General features: G+C 35.4%; 22 protein-coding genes. 10 read left to right on the plus strand and 12 right to left on the minus strand.

The annotated features are described in order from the left end of the window. Window positions 1-350 precede the first annotated feature (350 nt). Both DMA14_RS10865 and DMA14_RS10870 read left to right on the plus strand, forming a co-directional pair. Window positions 351-1,367: a sensor histidine kinase gene (locus DMA14_RS10865; protein ID WP_111424699.1), complete on the plus strand. Its 1,017-nt coding sequence runs from the start codon at window positions 351-353 to the stop codon at window positions 1,365-1,367. After that, window positions 1,348-2,115 (plus strand): LytR/AlgR family response regulator transcription factor, encoded by a 768-nt coding sequence (locus tag DMA14_RS10870; RefSeq protein ID WP_111424700.1) that lies wholly within the window; start codon window positions 1,348-1,350, stop codon window positions 2,113-2,115. Before DMA14_RS10865 ends, DMA14_RS10870 begins: the two co-directional genes overlap by 20 nt. A 430-nt stretch (window positions 2,116-2,545) precedes the next feature. Here DMA14_RS10870 and DMA14_RS10875 read toward each other — a convergent pair whose 3' ends face one another. After that, on the minus strand, window positions 2,546-2,944 hold the full coding sequence (locus tag DMA14_RS10875; protein WP_111424701.1) for a DoxX family protein: 399 nt from the start codon (window positions 2,942-2,944) through the stop codon (window positions 2,546-2,548). Between the two features lie 658 nt (window positions 2,945-3,602). Here DMA14_RS10875 and DMA14_RS10880 point away from each other — a divergent pair. The 8 genes from DMA14_RS10880 (at window position 3,603) to DMA14_RS10920 (ending at window position 15,135) form a co-directional block, all read left to right on the plus strand. After that, window positions 3,603-4,436 carry a universal stress protein gene (locus DMA14_RS10880; protein ID WP_111424702.1) on the plus strand — a complete coding sequence of 278 codons (834 nt, stop codon included), beginning with the start codon at window positions 3,603-3,605 and terminating at the stop codon, window positions 4,434-4,436. Between the two features lie 591 nt (window positions 4,437-5,027). Continuing rightward, window positions 5,028-6,074, plus strand: a complete 1,047-nt coding sequence (locus tag DMA14_RS10890) for a beta-ketoacyl-ACP synthase III (RefSeq protein WP_111424704.1) — start codon at window positions 5,028-5,030, stop codon at window positions 6,072-6,074. A gap of 39 nt (window positions 6,075-6,113) precedes the next feature. Beyond that, window positions 6,114-7,208: a sensor histidine kinase gene (locus tag DMA14_RS10895; RefSeq protein ID WP_111424705.1), complete on the plus strand. Its 1,095-nt coding sequence runs from the start codon at window positions 6,114-6,116 to the stop codon at window positions 7,206-7,208. A gap of 5 nt (window positions 7,209-7,213) precedes the next feature. Then, a complete protein-coding gene (locus DMA14_RS10900) occupies window positions 7,214-7,969 on the plus strand; it encodes a LytR/AlgR family response regulator transcription factor (RefSeq protein WP_111424706.1) in 756 nt (251 codons plus the stop codon). A gap of 573 nt (window positions 7,970-8,542) precedes the next feature. Further along, window positions 8,543-9,676: an efflux RND transporter periplasmic adaptor subunit gene (locus DMA14_RS10905; RefSeq protein ID WP_111425029.1), complete on the plus strand. Its 1,134-nt coding sequence runs from the start codon at window positions 8,543-8,545 to the stop codon at window positions 9,674-9,676. 27 nt (window positions 9,677-9,703) lie between these two features. Then, window positions 9,704-12,859, plus strand: a complete 3,156-nt coding sequence (locus tag DMA14_RS10910; protein WP_111424707.1) for an efflux RND transporter permease subunit — start codon at window positions 9,704-9,706, stop codon at window positions 12,857-12,859. A gap of 2 nt (window positions 12,860-12,861) precedes the next feature. Beyond that, window positions 12,862-14,271, plus strand: a complete 1,410-nt coding sequence (locus DMA14_RS10915; protein WP_111424708.1) for an efflux transporter outer membrane subunit — start codon at window positions 12,862-12,864, stop codon at window positions 14,269-14,271. Window positions 14,272-14,352: 81 nt separating this feature from the next. Beyond that, window positions 14,353-15,135 (plus strand): hypothetical protein, encoded by a 783-nt coding sequence (locus tag DMA14_RS10920; RefSeq protein WP_111424709.1) that lies wholly within the window; start codon window positions 14,353-14,355, stop codon window positions 15,133-15,135. Between the two features lie 389 nt (window positions 15,136-15,524). Here DMA14_RS10920 and DMA14_RS10925 read toward each other — a convergent pair whose 3' ends face one another. From DMA14_RS10925 to DMA14_RS10975, 11 genes are all read right to left on the minus strand, one after another. Continuing rightward, entirely contained in the window at window positions 15,525-16,463 is a 939-nt protein-coding gene (locus tag DMA14_RS10925) for a ring-cleaving dioxygenase (RefSeq protein ID WP_111424710.1), read from the minus strand. A 261-nt stretch (window positions 16,464-16,724) separates the two neighbouring features. Next, window positions 16,725-17,075, minus strand: a complete 351-nt coding sequence (locus tag DMA14_RS10930; RefSeq protein WP_111424711.1) for a cupin domain-containing protein — start codon at window positions 17,073-17,075, stop codon at window positions 16,725-16,727. After that, complete coding sequence (locus DMA14_RS10935) at window positions 17,075-17,695, minus strand: alpha/beta hydrolase (RefSeq protein ID WP_111424712.1); 621 nt, start codon at window positions 17,693-17,695, stop codon at window positions 17,075-17,077. The genes DMA14_RS10930 and DMA14_RS10935 overlap by 1 nt, the downstream gene beginning before the upstream one ends. 76 nt (window positions 17,696-17,771) lie before the next feature. Beyond that, entirely contained in the window at window positions 17,772-18,062 is a 291-nt protein-coding gene (locus DMA14_RS10940; RefSeq protein ID WP_111424713.1) for a GNAT family N-acetyltransferase, read from the minus strand. A gap of 122 nt (window positions 18,063-18,184) precedes the next feature. After that, entirely contained in the window at window positions 18,185-18,856 is a 672-nt protein-coding gene (locus DMA14_RS10945; RefSeq protein WP_111424714.1) for a YoaK family protein, read from the minus strand. A gap of 9 nt (window positions 18,857-18,865) precedes the next feature. Further along, window positions 18,866-19,339 (minus strand): Dps family protein, encoded by a 474-nt coding sequence (locus tag DMA14_RS10950; RefSeq protein ID WP_111424715.1) that lies wholly within the window; start codon window positions 19,337-19,339, stop codon window positions 18,866-18,868. Between the two features lie 335 nt (window positions 19,340-19,674). Beyond that, on the minus strand, window positions 19,675-20,109 hold the full coding sequence (locus tag DMA14_RS10955; protein ID WP_238989949.1) for a DoxX family protein: 435 nt from the start codon (window positions 20,107-20,109) through the stop codon (window positions 19,675-19,677). A gap of 10 nt (window positions 20,110-20,119) precedes the next feature. Continuing rightward, a complete protein-coding gene (locus DMA14_RS10960; RefSeq protein ID WP_111424717.1) occupies window positions 20,120-22,006 on the minus strand; it encodes an amidohydrolase in 1,887 nt (628 codons plus the stop codon). Window positions 22,007-22,013: 7 nt separating this feature from the next. Beyond that, the gene (locus DMA14_RS10965; RefSeq protein WP_111424718.1) at window positions 22,014-22,748 is read right to left on the minus strand and encodes a M17 family peptidase N-terminal domain-containing protein; all 735 of its coding nucleotides are present in this window, start codon (window positions 22,746-22,748) and stop codon (window positions 22,014-22,016) included. A 195-nt stretch (window positions 22,749-22,943) separates the two neighbouring features. Continuing rightward, window positions 22,944-24,272 carry an alginate export family protein gene (locus tag DMA14_RS10970; protein ID WP_238989950.1) on the minus strand — a complete coding sequence of 443 codons (1,329 nt, stop codon included), beginning with the start codon at window positions 24,270-24,272 and terminating at the stop codon, window positions 22,944-22,946. A gap of 107 nt (window positions 24,273-24,379) precedes the next feature. Continuing rightward, the gene (locus DMA14_RS10975) at window positions 24,380-25,012 is read right to left on the minus strand and encodes a hydrolase (protein WP_111424720.1); all 633 of its coding nucleotides are present in this window, start codon (window positions 25,010-25,012) and stop codon (window positions 24,380-24,382) included. Window positions 25,013-25,022: the final 10 nt, after the last annotated feature.

The following is a 25,022-nucleotide window of genomic DNA, read 5'->3' on the forward strand; positions in this document are numbered from 1 at the left end:
CAGATTTGAAAGGGATTATAGCAGATTCATAAAGATTTTTTTAATTCTATTTTGCTCGCACTGTTTGTCATTTCGAGGAACGAGAAATCTTCACAAGTAGCTCCGCACAGAATTTCTAACCTTTGTCGAGTTACTCACGAAGATTTGCTTCGCCAGTTCACTATCGCTCGGGTCTCGTTCCTCGAAATGACAATAAAAGAGGATAAAAACTTTGCGATTCCGCGTCTTTGCGAGATTAAAAAAGGAAATCGAAATTATCTGCAAAATCTGCTAAAATCCTATAAAATCTGCGTGAAATCTTTTTCAAATAAACCTATCTTTGATTCTTAAGATAACAAACCAATTACAATATGGAAAAACCAAAACGTTTTCAGGTTTCGCTCAAAGTCATTTGGGGAAGTTCGATTGCATTGGCAGTTATGGCTTCGATACCTAAATTATTTGATGCCGATTCTACACCTGGAGATCTTATTATAAATTCTTCAATCACACTCCTGTTTTCTCTTTTTATATGGTATTATAACATCTACAGTTTGCCAAAATTTTCAGCTAATCACGCGAACAAAAGCCTCTTTAACTGGAAACTTTTACTAAGTGTTATTCTAGGGATTGTTTTAATGGTGATTCTAGTAATCGCGCATCAGGAACTGTTTCAGGTTTCAAAAATGGATGCGCCAATCATGTTTGAACTTCGCGGAGTTTTAATCAACTTGATTGTGTATATGTTTCTGCATTTGCTTTTTCAAAACTATCAAACACAGCAAATGGGGGTTGAGCTAGAACGTACAAAAGCAGTAAATCTTGGTGCTCAATACGAATTATTGAAACAACAGGTAAATCCGCATTTTTTGTTTAATAGTTTGAATACGCTAAAATCGATGGTTGATATCCAAGATCCGCAGAGTTCTGATTTTATCTTGAAATTATCCGATTTTTATCGTTTTACGTTAGAAAGCCGAAAAATGGATTTGATTCCGCTGAGCGAAGAACTTCAAATTTTAGATTCTTATGTATATCTGCTAAAAGCGCGTTTTGAAGACGGATTTGTCTTAGAAAACGAAATTGATCCCAAACAGTACGATTCGGCAATTCCGCCATTTACTTTGCAGTTATTAATCGAAAATTGCATCAAACACAATGTTGTTTCTTTAGATAAACCATTGAAAATTAGACTTTATACAGAAAACGAATTTTTGGTAGTTGAAAATAAAATTCAACTCAAAAGAGGCGCGGTTTCTACAGGTGTTGGTTTAGATAACATCAATCAGCGCTTTATGCACCTGATTCATAAAGAAATTGAAATTGACAAAGATGAAACAACCTTTAAAGTAAAAATACCACTTAATTATGACTATCATAATAATTGAAGATGAAGTAAAAACGGCCAAAGCCCTTGGCCAGCTTATTCTGAGCATCAGACCCGATGTTCAGATTTTGTCGTATATACAAAGCATTGACGGCGCAGTAGATTATCTTTTAGAAAACGATCAGCCCGATCTTATTTTTATGGATATTCAGCTGGCAGACGGTCAGTGTTTTGAGATTTTTAAGAATGTTGAGGTTTTGTCGCCTGTCATTTTCTGCACTGCTTTTGATGATTATGCCATCGAAGCATTCAAATCAAACGGAATTGATTATGTTTTGAAACCTTTTTCGAGAGATAGTATTTCGCAAGCCTTGAAGAAAGCGGGAGAACTTAAAAACTTCTTTCAGAGAAATAAAAAAGCCATGCCGGATTTCGATTATTTGCTTACGCGAAATGGAGAAAACAAAGGGAAAAGCAGTTTTTTGGTTTTCAAAAACAATAAATACCAAACTGTTTTAACGGAAAATATTGCATTCTTCTTCATCAAAAACGAAACGCCAACGATTATGACTTTAGATAAAAATGAATATCCGTTAACGCAGTCATTAGACGAAATTCATAAGCTTTTATCGCCAATTCAGTTCTTTAGAATCAACAGACAATATTTGGTTAATTTTTCGGCTGTTCGAGAAGCAGAACATTATTTTTCGCGTAAAATAATCGTAAAACTAAGTGTTCCTACAGAAGAAAAATTATTGGTTGGAAAAGAAAAAGCAACTGCATTTTTAAGCTGGTTAGAAAACCGATAAAACCAACTAATTTATCTTTTCTCAGATAAACTAATTGGTTTGATTTTACAATCCAGGAAACATAAAACAGCTTATAAAAAACAAAGCCGAAAGTATAAAACAGAGAATTAGAATGATCTTCTTCATTGTAAAAAATTAAATTTAAAGTTCTTAGAGAACATATCAAAAGTATAGTTTCTCATTTGTAAGCTTCAGAGAAGCGAAATATTTATAGAAAAAGTATGCGGTTACAATATAAAGCTCCGGAGGAGTGACATATTTTCATAATCTTTAATATATGTCGCTCCGCTGGAGCTTCTTTCATGTGTCTAATTGAAACTCTATAAATATTTTCCCCCGCTGGGGTTTCTATTTATAAAATGTTTTTAATATTCAGAGAAACACAAAAGAACTTTCCTTTTGAGAAAGCCTCTTGTTTTTACTATCTCCATTAAAAATTTTCGGTAGATGGAGTATAAGTAGCGGTATATAATTTTCTATACATAGCATACGTTACGCTTACCATTACAAAGGCAATAATCGCATCTGTCGCAGCGCCAAAACCTAAAACGGCAATTTTTGAAAAGAAAGCGAAGATGATATCGAAAAATACACCTGCGAAAACCCATTCTTTCAATCGTAATAATTTGTTCGGAATTAAAAGTGTAATGACTCCAGCTACTTTAAAAACGCCAAGGATATAAATAAAATGTGCAGGATAACCCAATTGCTGTGTGATTCCCCAAACTAATGGATTGTTTGTTAATTCGAAGAAACCGCTTGCGCCAAACCATAAAGAAGTTAATACTGCGCCTGTCCAATAGATAATTTTTGTTGTTTTTGAGTTCATGATTTTGATATTTAAAGTTATTTAACGGTACAAATGTGCGTTGAAAGCCTTAAAAACGAAATCGAAAATATGTTGAAACGGACAAACTTCGAGGTGAAATGGACAGAGAGCGAGTTGGTGTTTTTTTACCGCAAAGAGCGCTAAGATTTTTTATATAAATGCTGGTGAATTTAAGTTCGCAAAGGTTTTACTAGCTGTTAAACTTGTGCTTAAGTTTTTTTTGATCTCGCAAAGTCGCAAAGGTTTATTTTACGCAGATTTTAAATGATTTAAGCAGATAAGCGCGGATTTTTTTTAGTCTTAAAAATTAAAATCTGCTAAAATCTGCAGGATCTGCGTGAAACAAAATCTTTTTAATCTTTTTAATCCATGGCTTTAAAAATAAAATTCTTCGCGATCAATTTTCACCAGCTTTATACATGCAGCTTTGCGACCTTTGCGTTTTTATAAATCCCAAAGAGTAAAAATCCTTGCGTACTTCGCGGTTAGATCGCACCTGCATTTTATCGTTTATAAAGTAAGAAACAAAAAAGGAAAGCCTATTTTTTCAGGAATGATATTTTACGGTTGGGGGCTGAAAAATGATTATTCAGTGATATAAAAAAGGTTTAAAGCATTTAAATGAGCAATTTTGCAAGAAAGCTTAATTACTATTTTTATGATTTCACCTCTTACTATAATTGCCGCGACTAATTTTTCTGATATTGCAAATAATGCCGTTGCTTATGCAGCAGGACTCGCAAGAGCTACTGGCGCAAAATTGGTTTTATTTAATTCATTTTCTCTGAGCGTGCATAGCGCAAACTCGCATATAACTGCAGACGCAATGCAAAAGCAGATTGATCGAGCAATTGCTAAGTTAGAAAATTTAGCAAAGGAGACAGGCGATTTGTTTAGAATTGAAACTGCAGCAATCTGTACCTATTCTTTTTTAGAAGACGAACTTCCAAGAATTATTAAAGAAACAAATGCAGATGTTGTGGTAATGGGAATGGCAGAACGTTCTTTTGAGCAGGAATTATTAGGAAATTCAACTACAACAGCGATTAAAAATTTGCAGATTCCAGTTTTAGCCGTGCCTCAAAATGCACGTTTCCTTAATATAAGAAAGGTTTTGTATGCTTGCGACAGTTTAAGTTTTTCGGCTATTAAAAAATTCAGCTGGATAAAAAATGCTTTAGGAGATTTTGAAGCCGAAATTGAATTTTTTACTGTAGATGATAAGTTGGACGATTTGAAAGAAGAACAGCACAGAAATTTATTGAATTCGAATCTAGAAAAAGAATTTGAAGACGTTAAATATCTTTATAAAACGGTAAGATCGAATGCTGTTATTAACGAAATCAGGAAAGAAATTAAGAATTACAAGGCTGATTTGCTGATAATGGTACCTCAAAAATACGGTTTTTGGGATTCTTTGGTTCACAGAAGCAAAACTAGGATTCTGGCAGCAGGACTTGAGATCCCATTGTTGTCGTTTCCGAATTATTAAAGATTGATTTGATTTAAAACTAATGATATAAAAATTATAAAGTTTTTTTGAGGAAATAGTATCAAAATAAAATTTAACAGATTTTTTTTGATTTTAGGGATTCAATAATTTTTTGGGCTTGTGGCCGAATTTCAAAATTATATCTTAACATTTAAGGCAGTTTTGTTAATTATTCTTAATTGTCTGCTGGTTTCAGATTTTTTTAAATTAATTTTGTGGCACTCTAAAAACTTAAATGCAAATAGTTTTTTTATCAGTATGGCAACAGCTATAATTGAGAATTATCTACAAACTGAAATAGCATTGTATGATTTTAAAAATAAGATAAATTAAAGATTTTATTCCACGTAATACCGAGAGAACACTTGGTGTAGATTTTTAATTTATTTTAGTTGGATTTTGTACAATGTTTTTAGCTTGTTCAGGTTTTAAAAAACAATATTTCTCATAAAAGTATTGTCAGCAGATTTAATCGGCTTTTTAAGGAATACATTATGTTTCCTGTATAGTTCTAAATGAGCTGTGAAAAGAAGAGAAAAGTAGTAAGCATTGGGTTCTAAGAGTGCAAAGCTTAAAAAAAAATAAAAAACAATGAGCGCAGTTATTACAGCAATAGGTGGTTTCGTGCCATCATCAATTTTGACCAATAAAAAGATTTCAGAAACAGTTGATACATCGGAGGAATGGATCATCAAAAGAACTGGAATTAGAGAACGTAGAATCGCAGACGATGACACGGCAACATCTGATCTTGCCGCAGCAGCGATTGAAAATCTTTTCGCAAATTATAATGTAGATCGTGAAGAAATAGAAGCGTTGTTAGTAGCAACAGCGACTCCAGATCACATTTTAGCACCAACAGCAAGTATTGTTTGCGATAAAAGCGGACTTACAAATGCTTTTGGAATTGACATGAATGCAGCTTGCAGCGGATTTTTGTATGCACTAGAAATGGGAGCAAACATGATCGAAAGCGGTCGCTACAAAAAATTAATTATCGTTGGAGCAGATAAAATGAGTTCTATCGTAGATTATGAAGACCGTAATACTTGTATTCTTTTCGGAGATGGAGCTGGAGCAGTTTTATTAGAAAAAACAGAATCTGATGCAGGTTTAATGAAAACGATTCTTAAAACAGACGGAAGTGGTGTTTCTTCTCTTGCTGTACCAGCTGGAGGTTCTAGAAATCCAACTTCTATGCAGAGTCTTTTGCACAGAACACACTATTTAAAACAAGACGGAGCTTTTGTATTTAAAAGAGCCGTTGCTGCAATGAGTCAGGTTTCGCAAGATGCTTTGGCGAAAAACGAATTAGAATCAGACCAGATTGATTGGGTTGTGCCACATCAGGCTAATTTGAGAATTATCAATGCTGTAGGCGAAAGTTTAGGGATTGATTTTGAAAAAGTAAAAGTAAATATTGACCGTTACGGAAATACGACATCTGCAACAGTTCCGTTGTGTTTGTGGGATTTCAAAGACGATTTTAAAGAAGGACAGAATGTATTGATAACTACTTTTGGAGCAGGATTTTCATGGGGAGCAACTTGCTTGAAATGGGGTGTTATGCGTGAAAGAAAATCAGTTGAAACTATTACAGCCATCAATAAGGCAGAAGGTGTTTTAGTAGAACACTAATAAGATAGGATTTTTCAATTTTACAAGTTGGGTGAATTAATGGGTAGAAAGAACCAAAATAAAAAATCGAGCAAGAATTTTTTCTATAAATACTACAGGGTTATAGTAATTCCAGCCGTTTTTTTGGTCTATCTTTCGTCCTATTATTTCTTAAATCCGTATAGAAATTTTGAAGAAGAAGGTTTGCTCGACTTAGATCAGACCTTCGATATCTTCATTATTTTGCTGTATTGCGCCATACTTACAGAGCTTACTTTGTTTGTTGGCCGAAAATTAAACTATTATATAAGTTGGGAACAAAATCCAGCTTTTAGGGCCATTGCCCAATTTATCTGCTTAATTGCAGGAAACATTCTTCTCAATTACTTTTTTTCCTGGCTTTGGGATTATTTATATCCCTGTACCGCTTTAGAAGTAAATGATTTGGTTACGATTTGGCAGTCTAAAATCATGGCAGCCATTATTTCATTATTCATAAGTGCCATTCATACGGGAATATTTCTGTTAAACAGATGGCGTTTGAATGCTATAGAAACTGCTGAATTAAAAGTTAAAGCATCAGAGTTGCAAGAAGCTGTAACGCGTTCGAAATTAGAATCTTTAAAAATGCAGTTAGATCCGCATTTTGTGTTCAATAATTTCAGCACTTTGACCGAATTGATTTATGAAGATCAGAAAGAAGCGGCTTCCTTCTTAGAAAATATAACGAGAGTATATCGTTATATGATTTCAAATTCAAATAAAGATACCATTACAGTAAAAGAAGAAATTGAATTCCTAAATGCGTATTTTTATTTATTGAAGAAAAGGCTGGGAGATAAAATTGCTTTAAAAATTGAAGTTGATGTTGCCTCTTTAGCGCTTCATTTACCGCCTTTGACTTTACAGTTATTGGTAGAGAATGCTGTAAAACACAATATGGCAACGTTAGCCAATCCGCTTACCATTACTGTTTTGTCTGATTCTGGTGATATTATTGTTCGAAATAATCTACAAAGAACCGCTGGAAAAACTTTGGTTTCAACAGGAATAGGAAATAAAAATATCAAATTTCGTTATAAAATTTTATCTGAAAGAATGCCAATTTTCAGTGAATCAAACGGTTATTATGACGTACGTCTGCCATTAATTTAAGAGTTATGAAAATTTTAATTGTAGAAGATGAAAATATTAACGCCAGCCGATTAAAAAGGCTGTTGGAAGAATTAGAACCAAATTGTGAAATTCTAGGTATTATTGATACCGTTGTAGATACTGTTGCATGGTTAAATTCAAATCCGACTCCCGATTTAATCACTATGGATATTCGTTTAGCAGACGGATTAAGTTTTGCCATTTTTGATGAAATCAATATCACTTGTCCAGTCATTTTTACTACAGCGTATGACGAATATGCAATTCGTGCTTTTAAGGTAAACAGCATCGATTATTTGATGAAACCCATCGAAAAAAACGAATTGGAGTTTGCCCTATCTAAATTCAAATCTTTAAATAAAAACGAACCCAACGTAACCAATATCGCTGGAATTCTAAAAGAACTGATTGAAAAACCAGTTTTCAGAATGCGCTTTTTAGTAACCTATCGCGATGGCTACAAAAGCGTAGACGTTTCAGATATCGACTTTATATATTCTGAATTTAAAACCAGTAATTTATTCCTTAAATCTGGTGTCATTATTTCGATTCCGCAAACCATGGAAGAACTGGAGCAAGAACTAGATCCCAATCTCTTTTTTCGTGCCAACCGCCAGTTTTTCATTCGTGCCGAAAGCATCAAATCTATTGCGAACTACTTCAACGCAAAACTTAAAATCCAATTAAAACTAGATCCCGAACGTGAGGTGATCATCAGCAGAGAAAAAACACCTTTCTTTAAACAGTGGATGGATAGATAAGAAAGGTACTAAGGTTCTGAGGTGCTAAGATTCTAAGGTTTTTGGGTGGAAGGGTTCAAAGGGGCAAAGGCTCAAAGAGACAAAGGTTCAGAGGTTTTTTCTTTTTTTCGAAAAGTTTGGTTTACATCCAGTTTGTCATCCTGACGAAGGAAGGATCACACTAGAAACTCAACAAAGATTGTCCGTCATACTTTGCATGATTCCGTGTGTGATCCTTCCTTCGTCAGGATGACAAGGAATGCGTTAAAGTCTACTCAATCAGCGAGAAAAAATCCTTTTTAATCCTTTAATCTGTGGTAAAAAATCGTGTCTCAGCATCTTTGTAGTAAAAATTCGAGAAATTATATTTTCAGTATTTCTTAAATCAAACTTTTAATTTGAGAAAATTCGTGAATTCGTGGCAAAATAAAAAACTTAGAACCTTAGCATCTTAGCCACTTAGTACCTTAAAAAAATTCCTCCGTTTCAGTATCAAAATATGTCGTTTGGGTAAATTTCTTCCTTAAAAAAGCAGTTTTACGCTGTTATTTTGCTGCCAAATTTGAGGTAATTCATTTAAAAATGAAAAGTAAAATGACAAAACAGTTTTTTAAAAATAATAGCGCAATTGCCAAGATTGCAATTCTATTGATAATGGTCTCCCTTTCTTCATGCGGAAAAAGTGGAGATGGACAAATGGCTCCTCCAAAGCCAGAAGTAGACTTTCTTCAGACCAATTCGGTTACAGGAGAAGTAGAAAAGAAATATCCAGGTACAGTCGAAGGTACTGTAAACGTTGATATAAAAGCTCAGGTATCGGGTTATTTGGAGGCTATTTATGTGAAAGAAGGAGATTATGTAACGAAAGGACAATCGCTTTTTAAAATTAAAGGAGACGTTTACGCAGAGCAGGTAAATAACAGCCGTGCAGCTTACAAAAGCGCTTTAGCGAATCAAGCGAATGCGAAATTGGAAGTAGAGAAAATCAAACCTTTGGTTGAAGGGAAAGTTTTCTCAGACATGCAGTTAAAAACAGCACAAGCCAATTACGAAGCTGCAACTGCACAAGTAGCACAAGCAAAAGCCGCTTTAGGATCATCTCAGATTAATGCCGATTTCTCTTTGATTAAAGCTCCTGTAAGCGGCTATATTAGCCGTATTCCAAACCGTATCGGAAATTTAGTTACACCAAATGATGCCGTTCCATTAACGACTCTTTCTGAGATTAATAGCGTATTTGTATATTTTTCTTTGACTGAAGCAGATTATTTGGCTTTTTCAAAAGATGCAAAAAGCAATCAGACTGTAAGTTTAATTATGGCCGATGATAGCGAGTACGATCAAAAAGGGAAACTGGAAGTAGCCAGTGGAAACATCGATCGTGCAACAGGAACAATTGCTTTGAAAGCGATATTTCCAAATCCGAAAAAAGAATTGCGTTCTGGAGGTTCGGCAAGAATTGTCTTGAACAAAAGTTTATCATCTGTAATTACAGTTCCAATGGCAAGTGTAAAAGATATTCAGGATAAATTTTTTGTTTTTGTTCTAAAAGAAGGCAACAAAATAGCTATGGTTCCAATTGAAATTGCAGGAAGTGCTGGAGCAGATTATTTTGTAAAATCTGGTTTGAAAGCTGGAGATAAAGTGGCACTGAATAATATCGATGTCCTTTATGATGGTATGGAAGTCGTTCCAAAAATCGCTGCTAAAAACGCAAGCAGTAAATAATTTTTCATTCAATAAAATAACATTTCCATGTTAAAGAAAATAATAGACAGGCCAGTATTGGCCACAGTTATCTCTATTGTACTGGTTATACTGGGGATCATAGGTCTTACCAGATTATCGGTAACGCGATTTCCAGATATTTCGCCACCAACAGTTATGGTAAGCGGTTCTTATCCAGGGGGAAATAGTGAAACCGTTATTCGTTCGGTAGTAACGCCTTTAGAAGAGCAGATTAACGGAGTTGAAAATATGCAGTATATTAAATCTACTGCAAGTAATGATGGATCTTTCTCGATCAGCGTCATTTTTAAACAAGGTGTAGATCCAGATCAGGCTGCGGTAAACGTGCAGAATAGAGTACAGCAAGCCACTCCAAAACTGCCTCAGGAAGTTATCCGTATGGGGTTAACAACTTCGAAGCAGCAAAATAGTATGATTGTTATTTTCAACTTATATACAGATGATAATAGCAAATACGACGAGTTGTTTCTTCAGAATTACGCCAATATCAACTTAGTTCCTCAAATGAAGCGTGTTCCGGGTGTTGGACAAGTTCAGATTTTTGGGGTAAAAGATTATTCGATGCGAATCTGGCTGGATCCGCGTAAAATGGCCAATGCAGGTTTGGTTCCGTCAGATGTTACTCAAGCCATTGCAGAACAGAGTTTAGAATCGGCTCCTGGAAAATTGGGAGAAGAATCTTCAGCAGCTTTAGAATACGTAATTCGTTACAAAGGAAAAAAGAACAAGCCAGAACAATATGAAAATATTGTGGTTAAGAATGTCGGAAGTAATGTCTTAAGGCTTAAAGATGTAGCGAGAGTAGAATTTGGCTCTATTTCATACAGCGGTGATAATAAATCGAACAGTAAAAATGCCGTTACGATGGCGATTTTACAAACTTCGGGTTCAAACGCCAATGACATCGAAATCGGAATCAACAAAGAAGTAGAACGATTGTCTAAATCTTTTCCTCCGGGTATTAAATACGTCAACGTAATGAGTACCAAAGAGAGATTAGATGAAGCAACTGGACAGGTAAAATCGACTCTTTTTGAAGCTTTTATTCTGGTATTTATTGTAGTATTTATTTTCCTTCAGGATTTTCGCTCGACGATTATTCCAGCAATTGCAGTTCCGGTTGCGATTGTGGGAACGTTTTTCTTCCTGTTGGTTTTCGGATTTACGATTAACATCTTAACGCTTTTTGCTTTAGTTCTAGCAATCGGAATTGTGGTCGATGATGCGATTGTGGTTGTTGAAGCGGTGCATAGTAAAATGGAAGAAGACGAAGGAATTTCAGCCAAAGAAGCAACACACAGTGCAATGGCAGAAATTACAGGAGCCGTAATTTCGATTACTTTGGTAATGTCAGCGGTATTTATTCCGATTGGATTTATGACAGGGTCTTCAGGGATTTTCTACAAACAATTTGCTTATACACTAGCGATTGCTATTATCATTTCGGCTGTAAATGCCTTGACGTTAACGCCTGCTCTATGTGCGCTTTTGCTAAAAAATCACGGACATAAACATGAAGATAACGAACATAAAACAAGTTTCAAAGACCGTTTTTTCGTCGGTTTTAATACAGGTTTCAACAATTTAACGGGAAGATATATCAAAGGCGTTCGTTTCTTAATTGGAAGAAAATGGCTTGCCGCGGGATTAGTTGCTGGAATTACTGCCATTGCGGTTTATACCATGATGTCTACACCAAAAAGTTTCGTGCCTCTTGAAGATGACGGTTTTATGGTGTACAGTTTATCAATGCCACCAGGAACAGCACTTGATCGTACTACAGCGGTAATTCAGAAATTGGAAAAAGAATTGGCTCCTTTAGAAGCGATTGATGTCAATACGAGTATTACAGGATTCAATATTTTGAGTAACAGTTCCAGTCCAGCTTATGGATTAGGTTTTATTAAACTGAAACCAAAGAAAGACAGGGGAGCAGTTAAAGATATTGAAGAAATTATGAATATCGTAAGCGGAAAACTGGCAAAAATTAAAGAAGGTCAGATTATGGTTTTCAGAATGCCTCCGGTAGAAGGTTTTGGAGTAACGAGTGGTGCTGAAATTGTATTGCAAGATAGAATGGCAAGAAGTCCAGAAACTTTAAAAACCATGTCTGATAAAGTAATTGCACAGATTATGAAACAGCCAGGAGTTCAATACGCATACACAACTTTTAGAGCCGATTATCCGCAATTGGAATTGGAAGTTGATGAAGATAAAGCGCGCCAAATGGGTGTGAATATTAAAGAGCTTTTAGGGAATATCCAAACCTATTTTGCAGGAGATCAATCAGCTGACTTTTCGAGATTTGGTAAATTTTACCGTGTGAATGTAAAAGCCGACGGTATTTTTAGAATGGATGAAGATGCGTTTAATGAAATTTTCGTTAGAAATGCTGATATGCAGATGGTTCCAGTAAAATCAATTGTGAAGTTCCACAAAGTGTATGGACCAGAATCGGTAAACCGTTACAACCTTTATAATTCGGTAAATATTACAGCGATGGCGTTGCCTGGTTACAGTAACGGACAAATTATGGAAAATCTGGAAAAGGTTTTAGACAAATTACCATCTGATTACACTTACGAATGGACTGGTTTAAGTCTTGAGGAAAAAGCAGGAGGAAGCCAGACAGTTGCCATTTTTGGGTTATGTCTATTGTTTGTATTCTTTCTGCTTGCTGCTCAATACGAAAGTTATTTATTGCCTCTTGCGGTATTGCTTTCTATTCCGACAGGAATTTTAGGAGCTTTCGCCGGAATTAAAGCGGTTGGTTTAGACAACAATATTTATGTGCAGGTCGGATTAATAATGCTTGTCGGACTTTTGGCTAAAAATGCCATTTTGATTGTCGAATTTGCTTTACAAAGACGTTTGGCTGGATTAACGATAGTTGAAGCCGCAATTGAAGGTTCAAGATCAAGGTTACGACCAATTATCATGACTTCGCTGGCTTTTATTGTAGGTATGATTCCGTTGATGTTTGCTTCTGGAGGAACTGCAGTTGGTAACCGATCTATCAGTGTGAGTGCAGCTGTCGGAATGTTTAGTGGTGTTGTACTGGGCGTTTTCGTGATTCCGTTGCTTTTCATTTTATTCCAATATTTACAGGAAAAAGTATCAAGAAAAAAGATCGCGACTCAAGTTCAAACGATAAAAGAATAATAATGAAAACACTATATAAAATCGGAATTGTTTTAATTACCGGAGCGATTATGACGTCGTGTGTGGTAGGAAAAAAATATTCCCGTACAGATTTAAATGCTCCAGACCAATTCCGCGAGGAAATCGCGGTTACTGGAGATACGGTTTTACTTCCGTGGAAAAACTATTACAAAGATCCTCTTTTGGTTGCTTTGATTGAAAAGGCTCTGGTTAAAAATAATGAAGTTATCATTGCCATGAAAAGCATGGAACAGCTTGACCTTAACTATAAACAAGCCAAATTATCTTTGATGCCAACACTTGATTTTGATGCAGGTGCCAGCCGTGCTTATCCGTCAAAGAATTCCTTAAACGGATCTTTGAGCCAGCAGTTTATTGGTAAAGATTATATGGACGATTACAGTGCTAATCTTCGTCTTTCTTGGGAAGTAGATATTTGGGGAAAAGCAGCGATGCAGAAAAGAGATGCAAAAGCAGCTTATTTTGCTCAAAAAGAAAATCTTTCGGCATTAAAAACCCGAATTATTGTTCAGGTAGCGCAGTCGTACTATAATTTGTTAGGTTTAGACGAACAATTGAAAATTGCTGAGAAAAACATCGAATTGAGTACCAATACTTTGAACATGATGCAATTGCAGTATAAATCAGGTTCAATTAGTTCTTTGGCTGTTAATCAGACTGAAGCTCAGAAGAAAACAGCTGAATTATTGGTGCCTTTAGCGAAAGCGAATATTGCGGTTCAAGAAAATGCTTTGCAGATTTTGTGCGGAGAATATCCAGACAAGATTGAAAGAGCAGGAAACATTGATGCAGCCGAAGTTGCCGTTGTTTTTCCAGCAGGAATTCCTGCTTCGCTTTTAAGCCGCAGACCAGATGTAAAAGCTAGCGAATACGCCGTGATGTCTGCCAATGCTAAAACGGGATTGGCAAAAGCAACTATGTATCCGACTTTAAGTTTGAATCCGTCAATTGGTGTTAATTCGTTTGAATTCGAAAACTGGTTTAATTTTCCAGGTTCTGTCACCAAAACGATAGCAGCCAATTTAGTGCAGCCAATTTTTAGAAAAAAAGCATTACGAACAGCTTACGAAGTTGCTGTTATAGAACAAGAAAAAGCTGTTGTGCAATTCAAACAATCTTTTATAACAGCAGTTGGAGAAGTAAGCGATGCAATGTCTCGATTAAAATATGCTGATGAACGTATGATTTTAGCAAAAGATAAAGCAGAGTCATTGGACAAAGCAACTTCAGATGCTTCTTTGCTTTACAAAAGCGGAATGGCAAATTACCTTGAAGTAATCGCAGCTCAGAACAGTTCGCTCCAAAACGAATTGGATCTGGTAACAATAAAACTCGAAAAGCTGAATGCAGCAATTAACCTGTACCGTGCTTTAGGCGGCGGAGTAGAGTAGCACTTAATTTTTGATGATTCACCATTTCTGTAAGCAATTATAGAGGTGGTGAATTTCTTTTTGAATTGAATTTACTGATTTATGGACAAAATTACTTTTACCCGATCAGAACTTTATGATTTGGTTTGGAAATTTCCGATTCCGCAGATTGCAAAGCATTATGAGATTTCCAGTATGGGAATCAAAAATGCCTGTGAAAAAATGGAGATACCACTTCCCAAAAGCAGATTTTGGGTTGGGCCAGAATATAAGAGGAAAAATATTCCAGAGCTTTCATTAAATTTTAATGGAAATAATGAGATTACGATTCTAAAAAAGACCTATGAAATGCAACTTAGAGTTCCTTTAAAATCTACACCTTTGCTTGATTTGACTCAAAGTATAAAAAACGATGTTCGTGCTCCTTTAAGCGTTAGCGATACATTAGAAAAACCAGTTGAGATTATTGCGTCCACAAAGCAATATTGGGAAAGCAAAATTGTAGATCAAGATATTCTGCTAGATAAGTTGGAAATTTTGGATTTATATGTTTCTAAAGAAAACTTGGATCGGGCTTTACGTTTTATGAATGCTTTTATCAGACTCATTCAGTATCGCGGACATGAATTTAGAAAAGGTCTAGACGGATTGGATACTGTTGTTTTTAAAAATGGAATTGAAATTAAAGTTGATTTAAGAGAAGCGCAAAAAAGACTAACCAAAAATAGTATGAGGGAAACTTGGGGATATGTTTTTACAGGCGATTTCATTTTTAGAATTTCAAGAAGAGCAAATAAAAAAGAATGGCGCGACGGAAAAATTAAGCTTGAAAATAATCTTGCATTGATTATGGCTAAACTAGAATTAATGGCTGCGGAAGATTAAATTTCGAAGTGGGATAAAATATGTCGCTCCGCTGGAGCTTTGTTTTATATGTGGCTATTCTTTGCTATAAATATCCCGCTTCTCCGAAGCTTATAAAGAGAAATCTTCCAAAGCTTTATATTGTAAATGTTCAATCTTTGCTATAAATATCCCGCTTCTCCGAAGCTTATAAAGAGAAATCTTCCAAAACTTTATATTGTAAATTGTTAGGTAGTGCCCCAACGGGGCAAAATATTTATAGAATTTCAATAAGACGAATGGGAAAAAGCTCCAGCGGAGCGACACATTTTTTTTGCTTTTCGAAAGTTTACAAAAAAAGAGGTTTTCTTTTGAGAAAACCTCTTTTTTCAAATAGTTGTGTTGTGGTTTAAAAGAAACCAGTCTTTAAATTAATTAATTTTAACCAAATGTTTTTCAATAGCTTCTCTTTGTGGCTCATATTGAGCAGGAAGTTTTAAGTTCTGACCTAATTCTTCTAAGCTTTCGTTTACTGTAAATCCAGGATTATCAGTTGCAATTTCGAATAAAACTCCTCCTGGCTCTCTGAAATATAGAGAGTGGAAATACTGTCTGTCGATTTGTGGTGTAATAGACAATCCGTAATCTTCGATTTTCTCTCTGAATTTCATCAAAATTTCGTCATTTGGAACACGGAATGCTACGTGATGAATAGTTCCGTTTGCGTTTAAACCACGTTTTTCCTCTGGTAATTCTACCAAGTCAACAATTGCAGCATTTTCTACAGCATCTGTTGCATAACGGTAGCGGTTTACTTCCTGATCGATTAATTTGTAACCGAATATATCAGTTAAGATTGCAGCAGTTGCTTTGATGCTGTTTAAAGTCAAAGTAATATTATGAAAACCTTTTGTAGCCACATCTGCTTTTACTTCGTCAGTTTCCCAAGCTTTTCTGTTATCGTTTGTTTTAGATTCGATTAACTCTAATTTTAGTCCGTCTGGATCTAAGAAAGTCAGATATTTTTCTCCAAACTTTTCAGCTGGTTTATTGTAAATTACATTGTATTTTTCAAAACGTTTCTGCCAGAAATCTAAACTTCCTTTTGGAACAGAGTAACCAATTTCAGTAGCCATTCCAGAACCTTTTCTTCCTTGTTGGATTCCTTCGCCCCAAGGGAAAAAAGTTAGAATTGTTCCAGCGCTTCCTACTTCGTCACCAAAGTAAAAATGGTATGTTCCAGGATCGTCAAAGTTTACTGTTTTTTTGATAAATCTTAATCCTAAAACTTTAGAATAAAAGTCAAAATTACGTTTAGCGTCACCTGCAATTGCAGTAATATGGTGTAAGCCTAATATTTTATTTTCCATGGTATTTGTTATATTAAATTGTTATTGATTTTTCTTTTACAAATTTACGTCCGTTATGCTTCTGGATCGATTAACCTAGATTAAGAAATGAAATACGGTTCGTTTTTGAAATTTTCAAAGAATAACCAAACCATGTTCCATTTTGTTAGATGCTTTGTTTTCAGTGTTTTTAAGAAAAAGTCAATTTGATATTACACGATATATCGTGATTTTGAGAATGGAGAATGTATATTTAGAGAATTTGAACCAACAGAATATGATCTACAATTTTATAAATATTGATTTTCGAAGCTTTGGCTCGATATTTTTTGTTTTATGACCTTTTCCGGTAGTGTCTTCTACCAATAAAATTGAACCAGTTGGGAATGTTCTTTTTTCTCCCAGCGAAGTTTCGATTTCTACGCCTCCTTCTAGTAAAACAATATACTGGCGGTCTGGTGCATTATGAAAATCGTAATCGTAAGATGGACTTACTTCTCTAAAAACAATAGATTTGACAGGTTCATCTTCAGATAAGAAACCAATATCGCCATTGTTTTTCAACGGAACTTGAAAGTCTTCAAAATGGCTTTCTCCGTTGGCATCACTGTAAACGCGAGTTATGGTAATCATTATTTTTTATTGAAAATCAATGCATTTGCACAATCTACTTCATCCTGACTGATAGTATGTCCCATATTTGGATAGATTTTTTTAGTTACATCTGCACCCATTTTTTCCATAAGCGCTTCGGTATCATTCACTCTTTCTACAGGAACGTGAAAATCGGGATCGCTTGTTCCAATAAAAACGGGAGTATTTTCAAAGTTTCCAGAATAATGATTTTCATAAACTTGATCGCCAATAAGTCCGCCTGTGAAAGCTACGATTCCACCATATTTTGCTGCATTTCGGGTTGTAAATTCCAAAGCGAGACAAGCTCCTTGAGAAAAGCCTAAGAAATAAATATTCTCTTTTTCAATTCCGTTTTGCTGAATAGCGACAACAACCTGATGAATTGCATCTAAAGATTTTGAAAATGAAGGTTCATTTTCGTTTAATGGCGCTAAAAACGAATATGGATACCAAGTTCTATTTTCTGCCTGTGGCGCAACCAATGCAAAATCTTCAACTTTAAGATGTTTGGCGATAGAAAGAATATCATGAGCACTCGCACCACGACCATGAATCATGATTAAGGCTTTTTTCGCTTCGTTTAAAGGAACACCGTCTGTTAATATATCTGTATTCATAGTATTTAATCTTTAATTTTAGTCTAGAGACTAGAGACTTTCATCTCCAGTCTTTCGTCTTTAATCTTTCTTCTTTCTACTTCTTCCAAATATATGCATATTCATCTGGATGTCTTTTGAATTGCGCATGAACATAAGGACAAAGCGGCAAAACTTTCAAATTGTTGGCACGAACGTACGATACCATTTCTTCTAAAAGTTTTTTTGCATAACCTTTTCCTTCTGCTTCTGGTTCAACTCCTGTGTGATAAACTGTTAATAGATCAGGTTTAATGCTTACCGTCATTTCGCCCAGTTTTTTATCATCTACATAAAGATTAAAAGCACCATGTTTTTTTTCGTCTAATTCTAGTTTTATTGTTTCCATATTATTGGGTTATATTTTTGTTCTATAGGTATTTCAGTTATCTCTTTTTTTAGGAAAAAGAGATAAAACCATTCTTTAAAGATACTATATTATTTAGTAAACTGCAATTCAAAAAGGCTTGTTTACTGGCTGTCTCTATGGTATAAATAGCAAATAATCATAGCGATACCAGGCAGAATTAAAGTTCCTAATCCGAAAAACTTTCCTGCAACAGCACCAAGAAAACATCCGACAAGAAATCCGATTATAGTAACTAATTGCTTTTTAAAACTTAATAAAACTTCAGCGTCTTTAAATCCGTTTTTTAATAGATTTCCCAAATCGAGAGAAGCCTGCGTTACATTTCCTGTCATCATAGTTGTCGGGCCGTGCGTTTCTTTAGCGTAAAGCTTTCCAAAAGCATTCTGAAGCCCCATTGCAAATACAGTCGTCATGGCAACAGTATACATCGTCCATTCTGCGAAATTCTGAAGATATCCGAAAACGTAAGAAGCAATGCCGCTTAAAACCAGTATTATTCCTTCCCAAAATAAAATAGTGTAACGATTAGTGGCTTTTAATGCAATTCTTCCGCCGGTAATGACTGCAATAATAAAAATTGGGAAAGTAAGCAGTTTTATCCACGCATGTAGATCTGAGCCTTTGATAATTTGGTAAGCAAATACGATAAAGTTACCTGTAACATGTGCCGAAAATATCGAATCGGCAGCGACAAAGGTTACGGTATCGCAATACCCTGCTATGATTGTTAGAAGCAGGGTTACGTACCAAATATTGTTTTGTTTTATTTCCATAATTTCTTTTTAGTTTAAATGAGCGCGAAGCATCCACGCCATTTTTTCATGATTTTCTACAAGACCTGTTATAAAATCGCTTGTTCCTGCATCTTGCAGATCGTTAGCAATAAGATTTATGTTTTCTCTCAGATAAATAATAATGCTTTCGTGATCTAAAAGTAATTCTTTAATAAAACCATTACTATCATTTTTCTCCTGCAATTCTTCAGTAAGATGTGTTAAAGCTAAGAAATCTTTTAAAGTTGCTGGCGTATAATGACCTAAAGAACGGATTCTTTCTGCAACAGTATCCACAATTTCGTCAATGGCATCATATTGCTGTTCAAAGAAAATATGTTTGTTGTAGAAGTCTGGACCTTCTACGTTCCAGTGTGCTCTTTTTGTTTTAGTGTAAAGTATAAATTCGTCTGCAAGAACTTTAGCTAAAATTTCTGCAATTTTTGAGATGTTGTCCTGTTTGATTCCGATGTTTGCTTTCATTTTTAAATTAGGTTTTATAAAGTTATGAATTATGAGTTATGAGTTATGAGTTATGAGTTATGAGTTTTGAGTTTTGAGTTATGGAGGAATCTAAATGAATAAACACATAGGAACATGGTTTTTTTCTTTAAAAAGATATTAGAAAGAAACTAGTTTCTAACACATAGATTGTTGTGTTGAAAAAGGCAGATGAAAGAATTAAAAATTAAAAAATCTGCTTAATCTGCTCAATCTGCGAGAGAATAAATATGCTATGTGTATTAATGCAAGTGAAACGCCTTTTACTCGCTCCAAAAAGCTATGTTTCTATGTGTTAAAAATATTTTGTGTTTAAATTAATTGTTTAATAATGTTATTAAATAATAATCAAGCGAATACGTTCCTGCGCCAAGGGCAAGAAGTAGTAATAAAGATAAAGTGTACATGTAGGGCACATCACGTACTTCTAGCGAATCGTTTTTGTGAACCACAAAATAACCAATTACCGTTACACCAATTGTAGGCAAGACAGCGAGCCTTGTTCCAAGCCCCAGAATAATAAAAAACGGAATTACAGTATCTGAAAACGTCGCAACTAAACCGTTTAGTTTTTCAGGTAAATGCAACGGATTCGGGACATGTTCTTTTTGTCCGTCTTCGACTCTGAATTTCTTCATTCCGTGTACTCTGAATAATTCAATAGCAAGCAGAACTCTAAAAAACAAAAGTGCTGCATTGTTGAATGATGTTCCTAAATCGGAATAAAGGATTTGTTTTATAATATCAATCATTTTTTGAGATTTAAAATGCGAAACAAGAACAGCCCAAAGCTCCCCAGAATGCATTATAATTATTAACTGGAACATTGCTCAATCGTGCAGCGTCATGATTGTGTAAATGAACATCGCAACTTCCTGAACAGCTATGAATTTGCGAAGTCAGTTTTGGTTTTGCATCTGCTTTTGCATTTTTTTCAATAGCACTTTGCAGACCGCTTCTAACAGGATATCCGTTATAAATATTCGTTGGCGACCAATCTGGTAAAATCGGAATATGGGGAGGGGAGAATGAAGAAAAATCTCCATTTGCATACACAATTTTTCCGTCCACAATAGTCAAGTCTGCTTCGATTTTTTTAATGTCTTCGTCGTCAATCGTAAAATAATCTCGATCTAAAACCACTAAATCAGCAAACATTCCAACTTTGATATCTCCTTTTTTATTTTGTTCCTGCGAAAACCAAGCGCTTCCTCTGGTATACAATTCTAAAGCAGTTTGTCTGTTCAATCTGGTTTCGTTGTACAATTGCAATCCTCCAACCGTTTTTCCAACCGTCATCCAATACATAGAAACCCACGGATTGTAACTGCTCACACGTGTAGCGTCTGAACCCGCGCCGACAGGAACTTCCATTTCAAGCATCTTTTTAATTGGCGGTGTGTTTTCTGCTGCTTTTGCACCATATCGATCTGTAAAATATTCACCTTGATAAGCCATTCTGCTTTGAACCGCGATTCCACCTCCTAAAGCTTTTACGCGTTCAATGTTTCTTTCATCAATAGTTTCTGCGTGATCAAATATCCAAGGAAGTCCGTTGAAAGGAATATCTTGATTAATCTTTTCAAAGACATTCAGAAATCTAGTAATACTTTCGTTGTAAGTTGCATGCAATCTAAAAGGCCAACGATTTTCTACCAGAAGGCGAACTACTTTTTCTAGATCTGCTTCCATGTTTTCTGGAAGATCTGGTCTTGGCTGCAGAAAATCTTCAAAATCGGCGGCAGAAAAAACTAGCATTTCACCAGCACCATTGTGGCGGTACATATCATTTCCCTGATATAGTTTTACTGTATCAATCCAATCTGAAAAATCTTCAAATTCGTGTTTTGGTTTTTGAGTGAAAAGATTGTACGCAATTCTTACTGTTAATTGGTTCTTTTCATTTAATTCATTCACCACTTTGTAATCGTCTGGAAAATTCTGAAATCCGCCACCAGCATCAATTACGCTTGTGATTCCGAAGCGGTTCAATTCTTTCATAAAATGACGAGTCGAATTGATTTGATGTTCATACGAAAGCGTTGGACCTTTAGCCAAAGTCGAGTACAAAATCATCGCATTTGGTGTTGCAATAATAAGCCCTGTCGGTTCTCCGTTAGAATCGCGTTCTATTTGTCCGCCCGGTGGAGCAGGAGTATTTTTGTTGTATCCAACTGCTCTCAACGCGGCTCTGTTCATAATGGCTCTGTCGTACAGATGCAGAATAAAAACTGGAGTATCTGGCGCAATCGCATTGATTTCTTCTAAAGTCGGCATTCTGCGTTCGGCAAATTGAAATTCTGACCAACCGCCAACTACACGAACCCATTGCGGATTTGGAGTACGATCTACTTGTTCTTTTAGCATTCGAAGCGCATCGGCTAGGGAAGGAACGCCATCCCAACGCAATTCCAAATTATAATTTAATCCGCCGCGAATAAGATGAATATGAGAATCGTTGATTCCAGGAACAGCTCTTTTATTCTGAAGATCTATTATTTTGGTTTCTTCAGAAGCAAAACTCATAATGTCGCTGTCATTTCCAACGGCAATAAATTTTCCGTCCTTGATCGCAACTGCTGTAACATTTGGAGTTTCTGGATTGAAACTATGAATTTTTCCGTTGAATAAAATTAAATCTGCTTTCATAATTAAATTATTTAGAGTTTAATTTTGCAATTGCTTCTTTAATTCCTTCTCCTGCAACAGTATAATATGCAGGGCCTGCAAGAAGAATAATTTTTGTTAAAGGCTTATAATCCGTTAACTTTTTTTCTTTTAAATAAGATTGAGTTCTATAGGCTTCAAATGAACCTAAAACTACATTTTCGGCAACTAAAGCAGTTGGAGAATCGATTCCCGCATCTTTAATATCGCTTGCAAAAGAATAATTTGAAACGCCTAAACGTAAAGCTTCACGCATGGCAGTGCTTCCAACGCTAATCATTAAATCGGGAGTAAATTTATTGCGGTCTCCTAATCCGATTAATAATAATTGTTTTGATGCTAAAGTGCCTTTTGGTGGCGTAATCAATAAGGTTTCTAGAGTATGGCCTGTAAATTTACCGCTTTTGCGTAATTCTGTAATAATACCTTTCAACGCATCATCTAAATGCACCATTCCGTTTAGGTTTGCAGGAAGGGCAGGAGGATTAAAAATATCACCTTCTGTATATTCAAAAACGCAGGCAACTTGTAAGTCAGCTTTTGCTGCAGATGGTCCCTGAACCAATCCGTTTACTGCAATTCCGTCTACTTTCCCCCAAGTTACTGTAGAACCAATCGAAGCGGTTTGTGCAAATGCGTTGTTACAAAGAGAGCCTGCAAATGTTATAAGTAAAAGAAGTAGATGCGAAAATCTAATTCTGTATGTTGAAGTGTTTGTTTTCATGGTTAAGGGTTTAGTGTTGTTTTTATTTTTTTATGTGCACAAATTTTGACGCGGATATAACGGATTTGCTATCGCAAAAGCGCGGATTTACACAGATTTTTTTATGATTTTATTTAATAATCCGTTTTTTTCAACGTCTTTGCGATAGCAAATCCGCGTTATCAGTGTCCTAATTTAGCGTCAGTATATTTTTTATTAAAATTTAAATGTTAATCTGGCATTAAAGAAAACACCGTCTTTAGAATTCGGAATCACATCATTGATAAAAGCACCTGTTTTGAAGTACTGAATACCGCTGACCACCGAAATGTATTTGTTTATGCCGTATGTAAAATTGGCGAGATAAGCCGTTCCTATATATTTTTCGTCAGAATCGCTTCCGCGAAGGTTTAGTATTCCGCTTGGTCTATAAACTCCATCTTGTGTTGAATATCTCCAGTTTAAAACCACATCGACCTGCATCTTTAAATTTGAAAGTAAATCAAATGTGGCATACGGATGAATATCGATTAGGTTTACTGGGCCAACTTGCGGACTAAAACCAAAATAACCTCCTTTTGGATATAGCGGATTAAAAGTTTGGAGATTTCCGTTGCCTTGATTTTTATCTCCTGAGATATAATCATTTCGAAGGTTTATGGTCGGTTTGAATTTTACATTTTCAAACATGTATCCAATATCAATAGATCCTGTCCAAGCGTTGATATTTCCAGATCCGAATGTTCCAAACTGATAAGCTGCTTCGAGATTGTAAATAAAACCACCGCCATATTTCCATAATCTGGTACCTATTGTATGGCGTCTTTCGGGAGCAATTCCTTCTTCAAAAACAGAAGCATCTCTTCTGAACCCGAGATAATACAGATCGAGATTTCCTGCTTTTGGAAATATTATTTTAGAATAAGCTCCCCAAAGATTAAGCTGTTTAGACATTTTGTTATCAAAAACGCCTGTATAAACAGTATCTGCCATCATCGCAAAAGCATCAACAGATACTCTTGACGAAGTATACATTAGTTTTCCTCCAGTGAAATAAAGTCTTGTATTTGGACCTTCTCGAACAGAAATCAATCTTCCAGAGCCATAATCTAGTTCTTGTCTTCCAACACGAATCGTTACTTTTTTGTCCTTTTGCTGCCAGACATTCACATCCAAAAATAAATTCTGAACATTCAGCTGATCTTCGTCTATCCCGCGTGCTCCATTTGTACGGCCATCTTCTAAGGCACTTCTTAATTGGGCAAATATTCTAAAGTTTTTTCCTAAATGAATATCTGCATGAAGATCGTAGCGTTGGAGTAGGAAATTGTTATGTCCGACATTAAATCTTCCCCAATCTTCATTATTGAAATCAACGTATTCATATCGAGCTTCTCCGCCAATTGACATATAAATGTCTTTCTTCTGATTTAAAGGAATGTATTTTAATCGTTCATAAAAGTTTCGATTTGAATCTTTTAAGAATTCGTAATTTTCATCATAACGCAAGAGTTTAAAATTTTGAGATGATGATATGTTTCCCATTAAAAGAAAAGAGATAATAACAAACAAGAGGAATTTTGGCGATATGGATTTTGATGATTCCAACATAATGAAGCGTAAGAGATTGATATTAAATTTGGATTTTCTGATTAGTGTTTTAGCATCGTGTGTGCGTACTGAATGCCTAAACCGTAAGAACCGCCATATTTTTTCATTAAAGAAGTTACAGGACCATATGTAGCTTCGCGCGCCCAGTCTCTTTGAAGTTCTAACAAATATTGAATAGAAGTGATCGGAATTGCACCGGCTTGTACCATTCTCTGTACAGAACGTTCATGAGCTTCTTTGCTTACATCACCGCAAGCGTCTGTAATAATGTAAACTTCGTAACCTTCTTCGATAGCAGACAAAGCTGGACCAACGATACAAACTCCTGTCCATAAGCCTGCTAGAACGAGTTTCTTTTTGTTTTTGGCTACAATAGCTTTATAAGCATTTTCATCCTCCCAAGTATTCATTGTCGTTCTGTCAATATATCCAGAAGTTGCAATTGGATAAAATTCTTCAACTTCAGGAAAAACAGGGCCTGAGAAACTTTCTTCTGCAACTGTAGTTACAACTGTTGCCACATCAAAGATTTTTGATGCTCCAGAAACGATGGCCACATTTGTGCGTAATTCGTTTATAGGAAGATTGCTTGTAGCAAAAGCCATTTGACCTTCAAAATCGATTAAGACTAAAGCGTGATTATCTGGAGTTAATAAGTTAGATGATGGTTTCATGATGTTTATT

This window comes from Flavobacterium sharifuzzamanii (assembly GCF_003254585.1).
GTDB classification, from domain to species: Bacteria; Bacteroidota; Bacteroidia; order Flavobacteriales; family Flavobacteriaceae; genus Flavobacterium; species Flavobacterium sharifuzzamanii.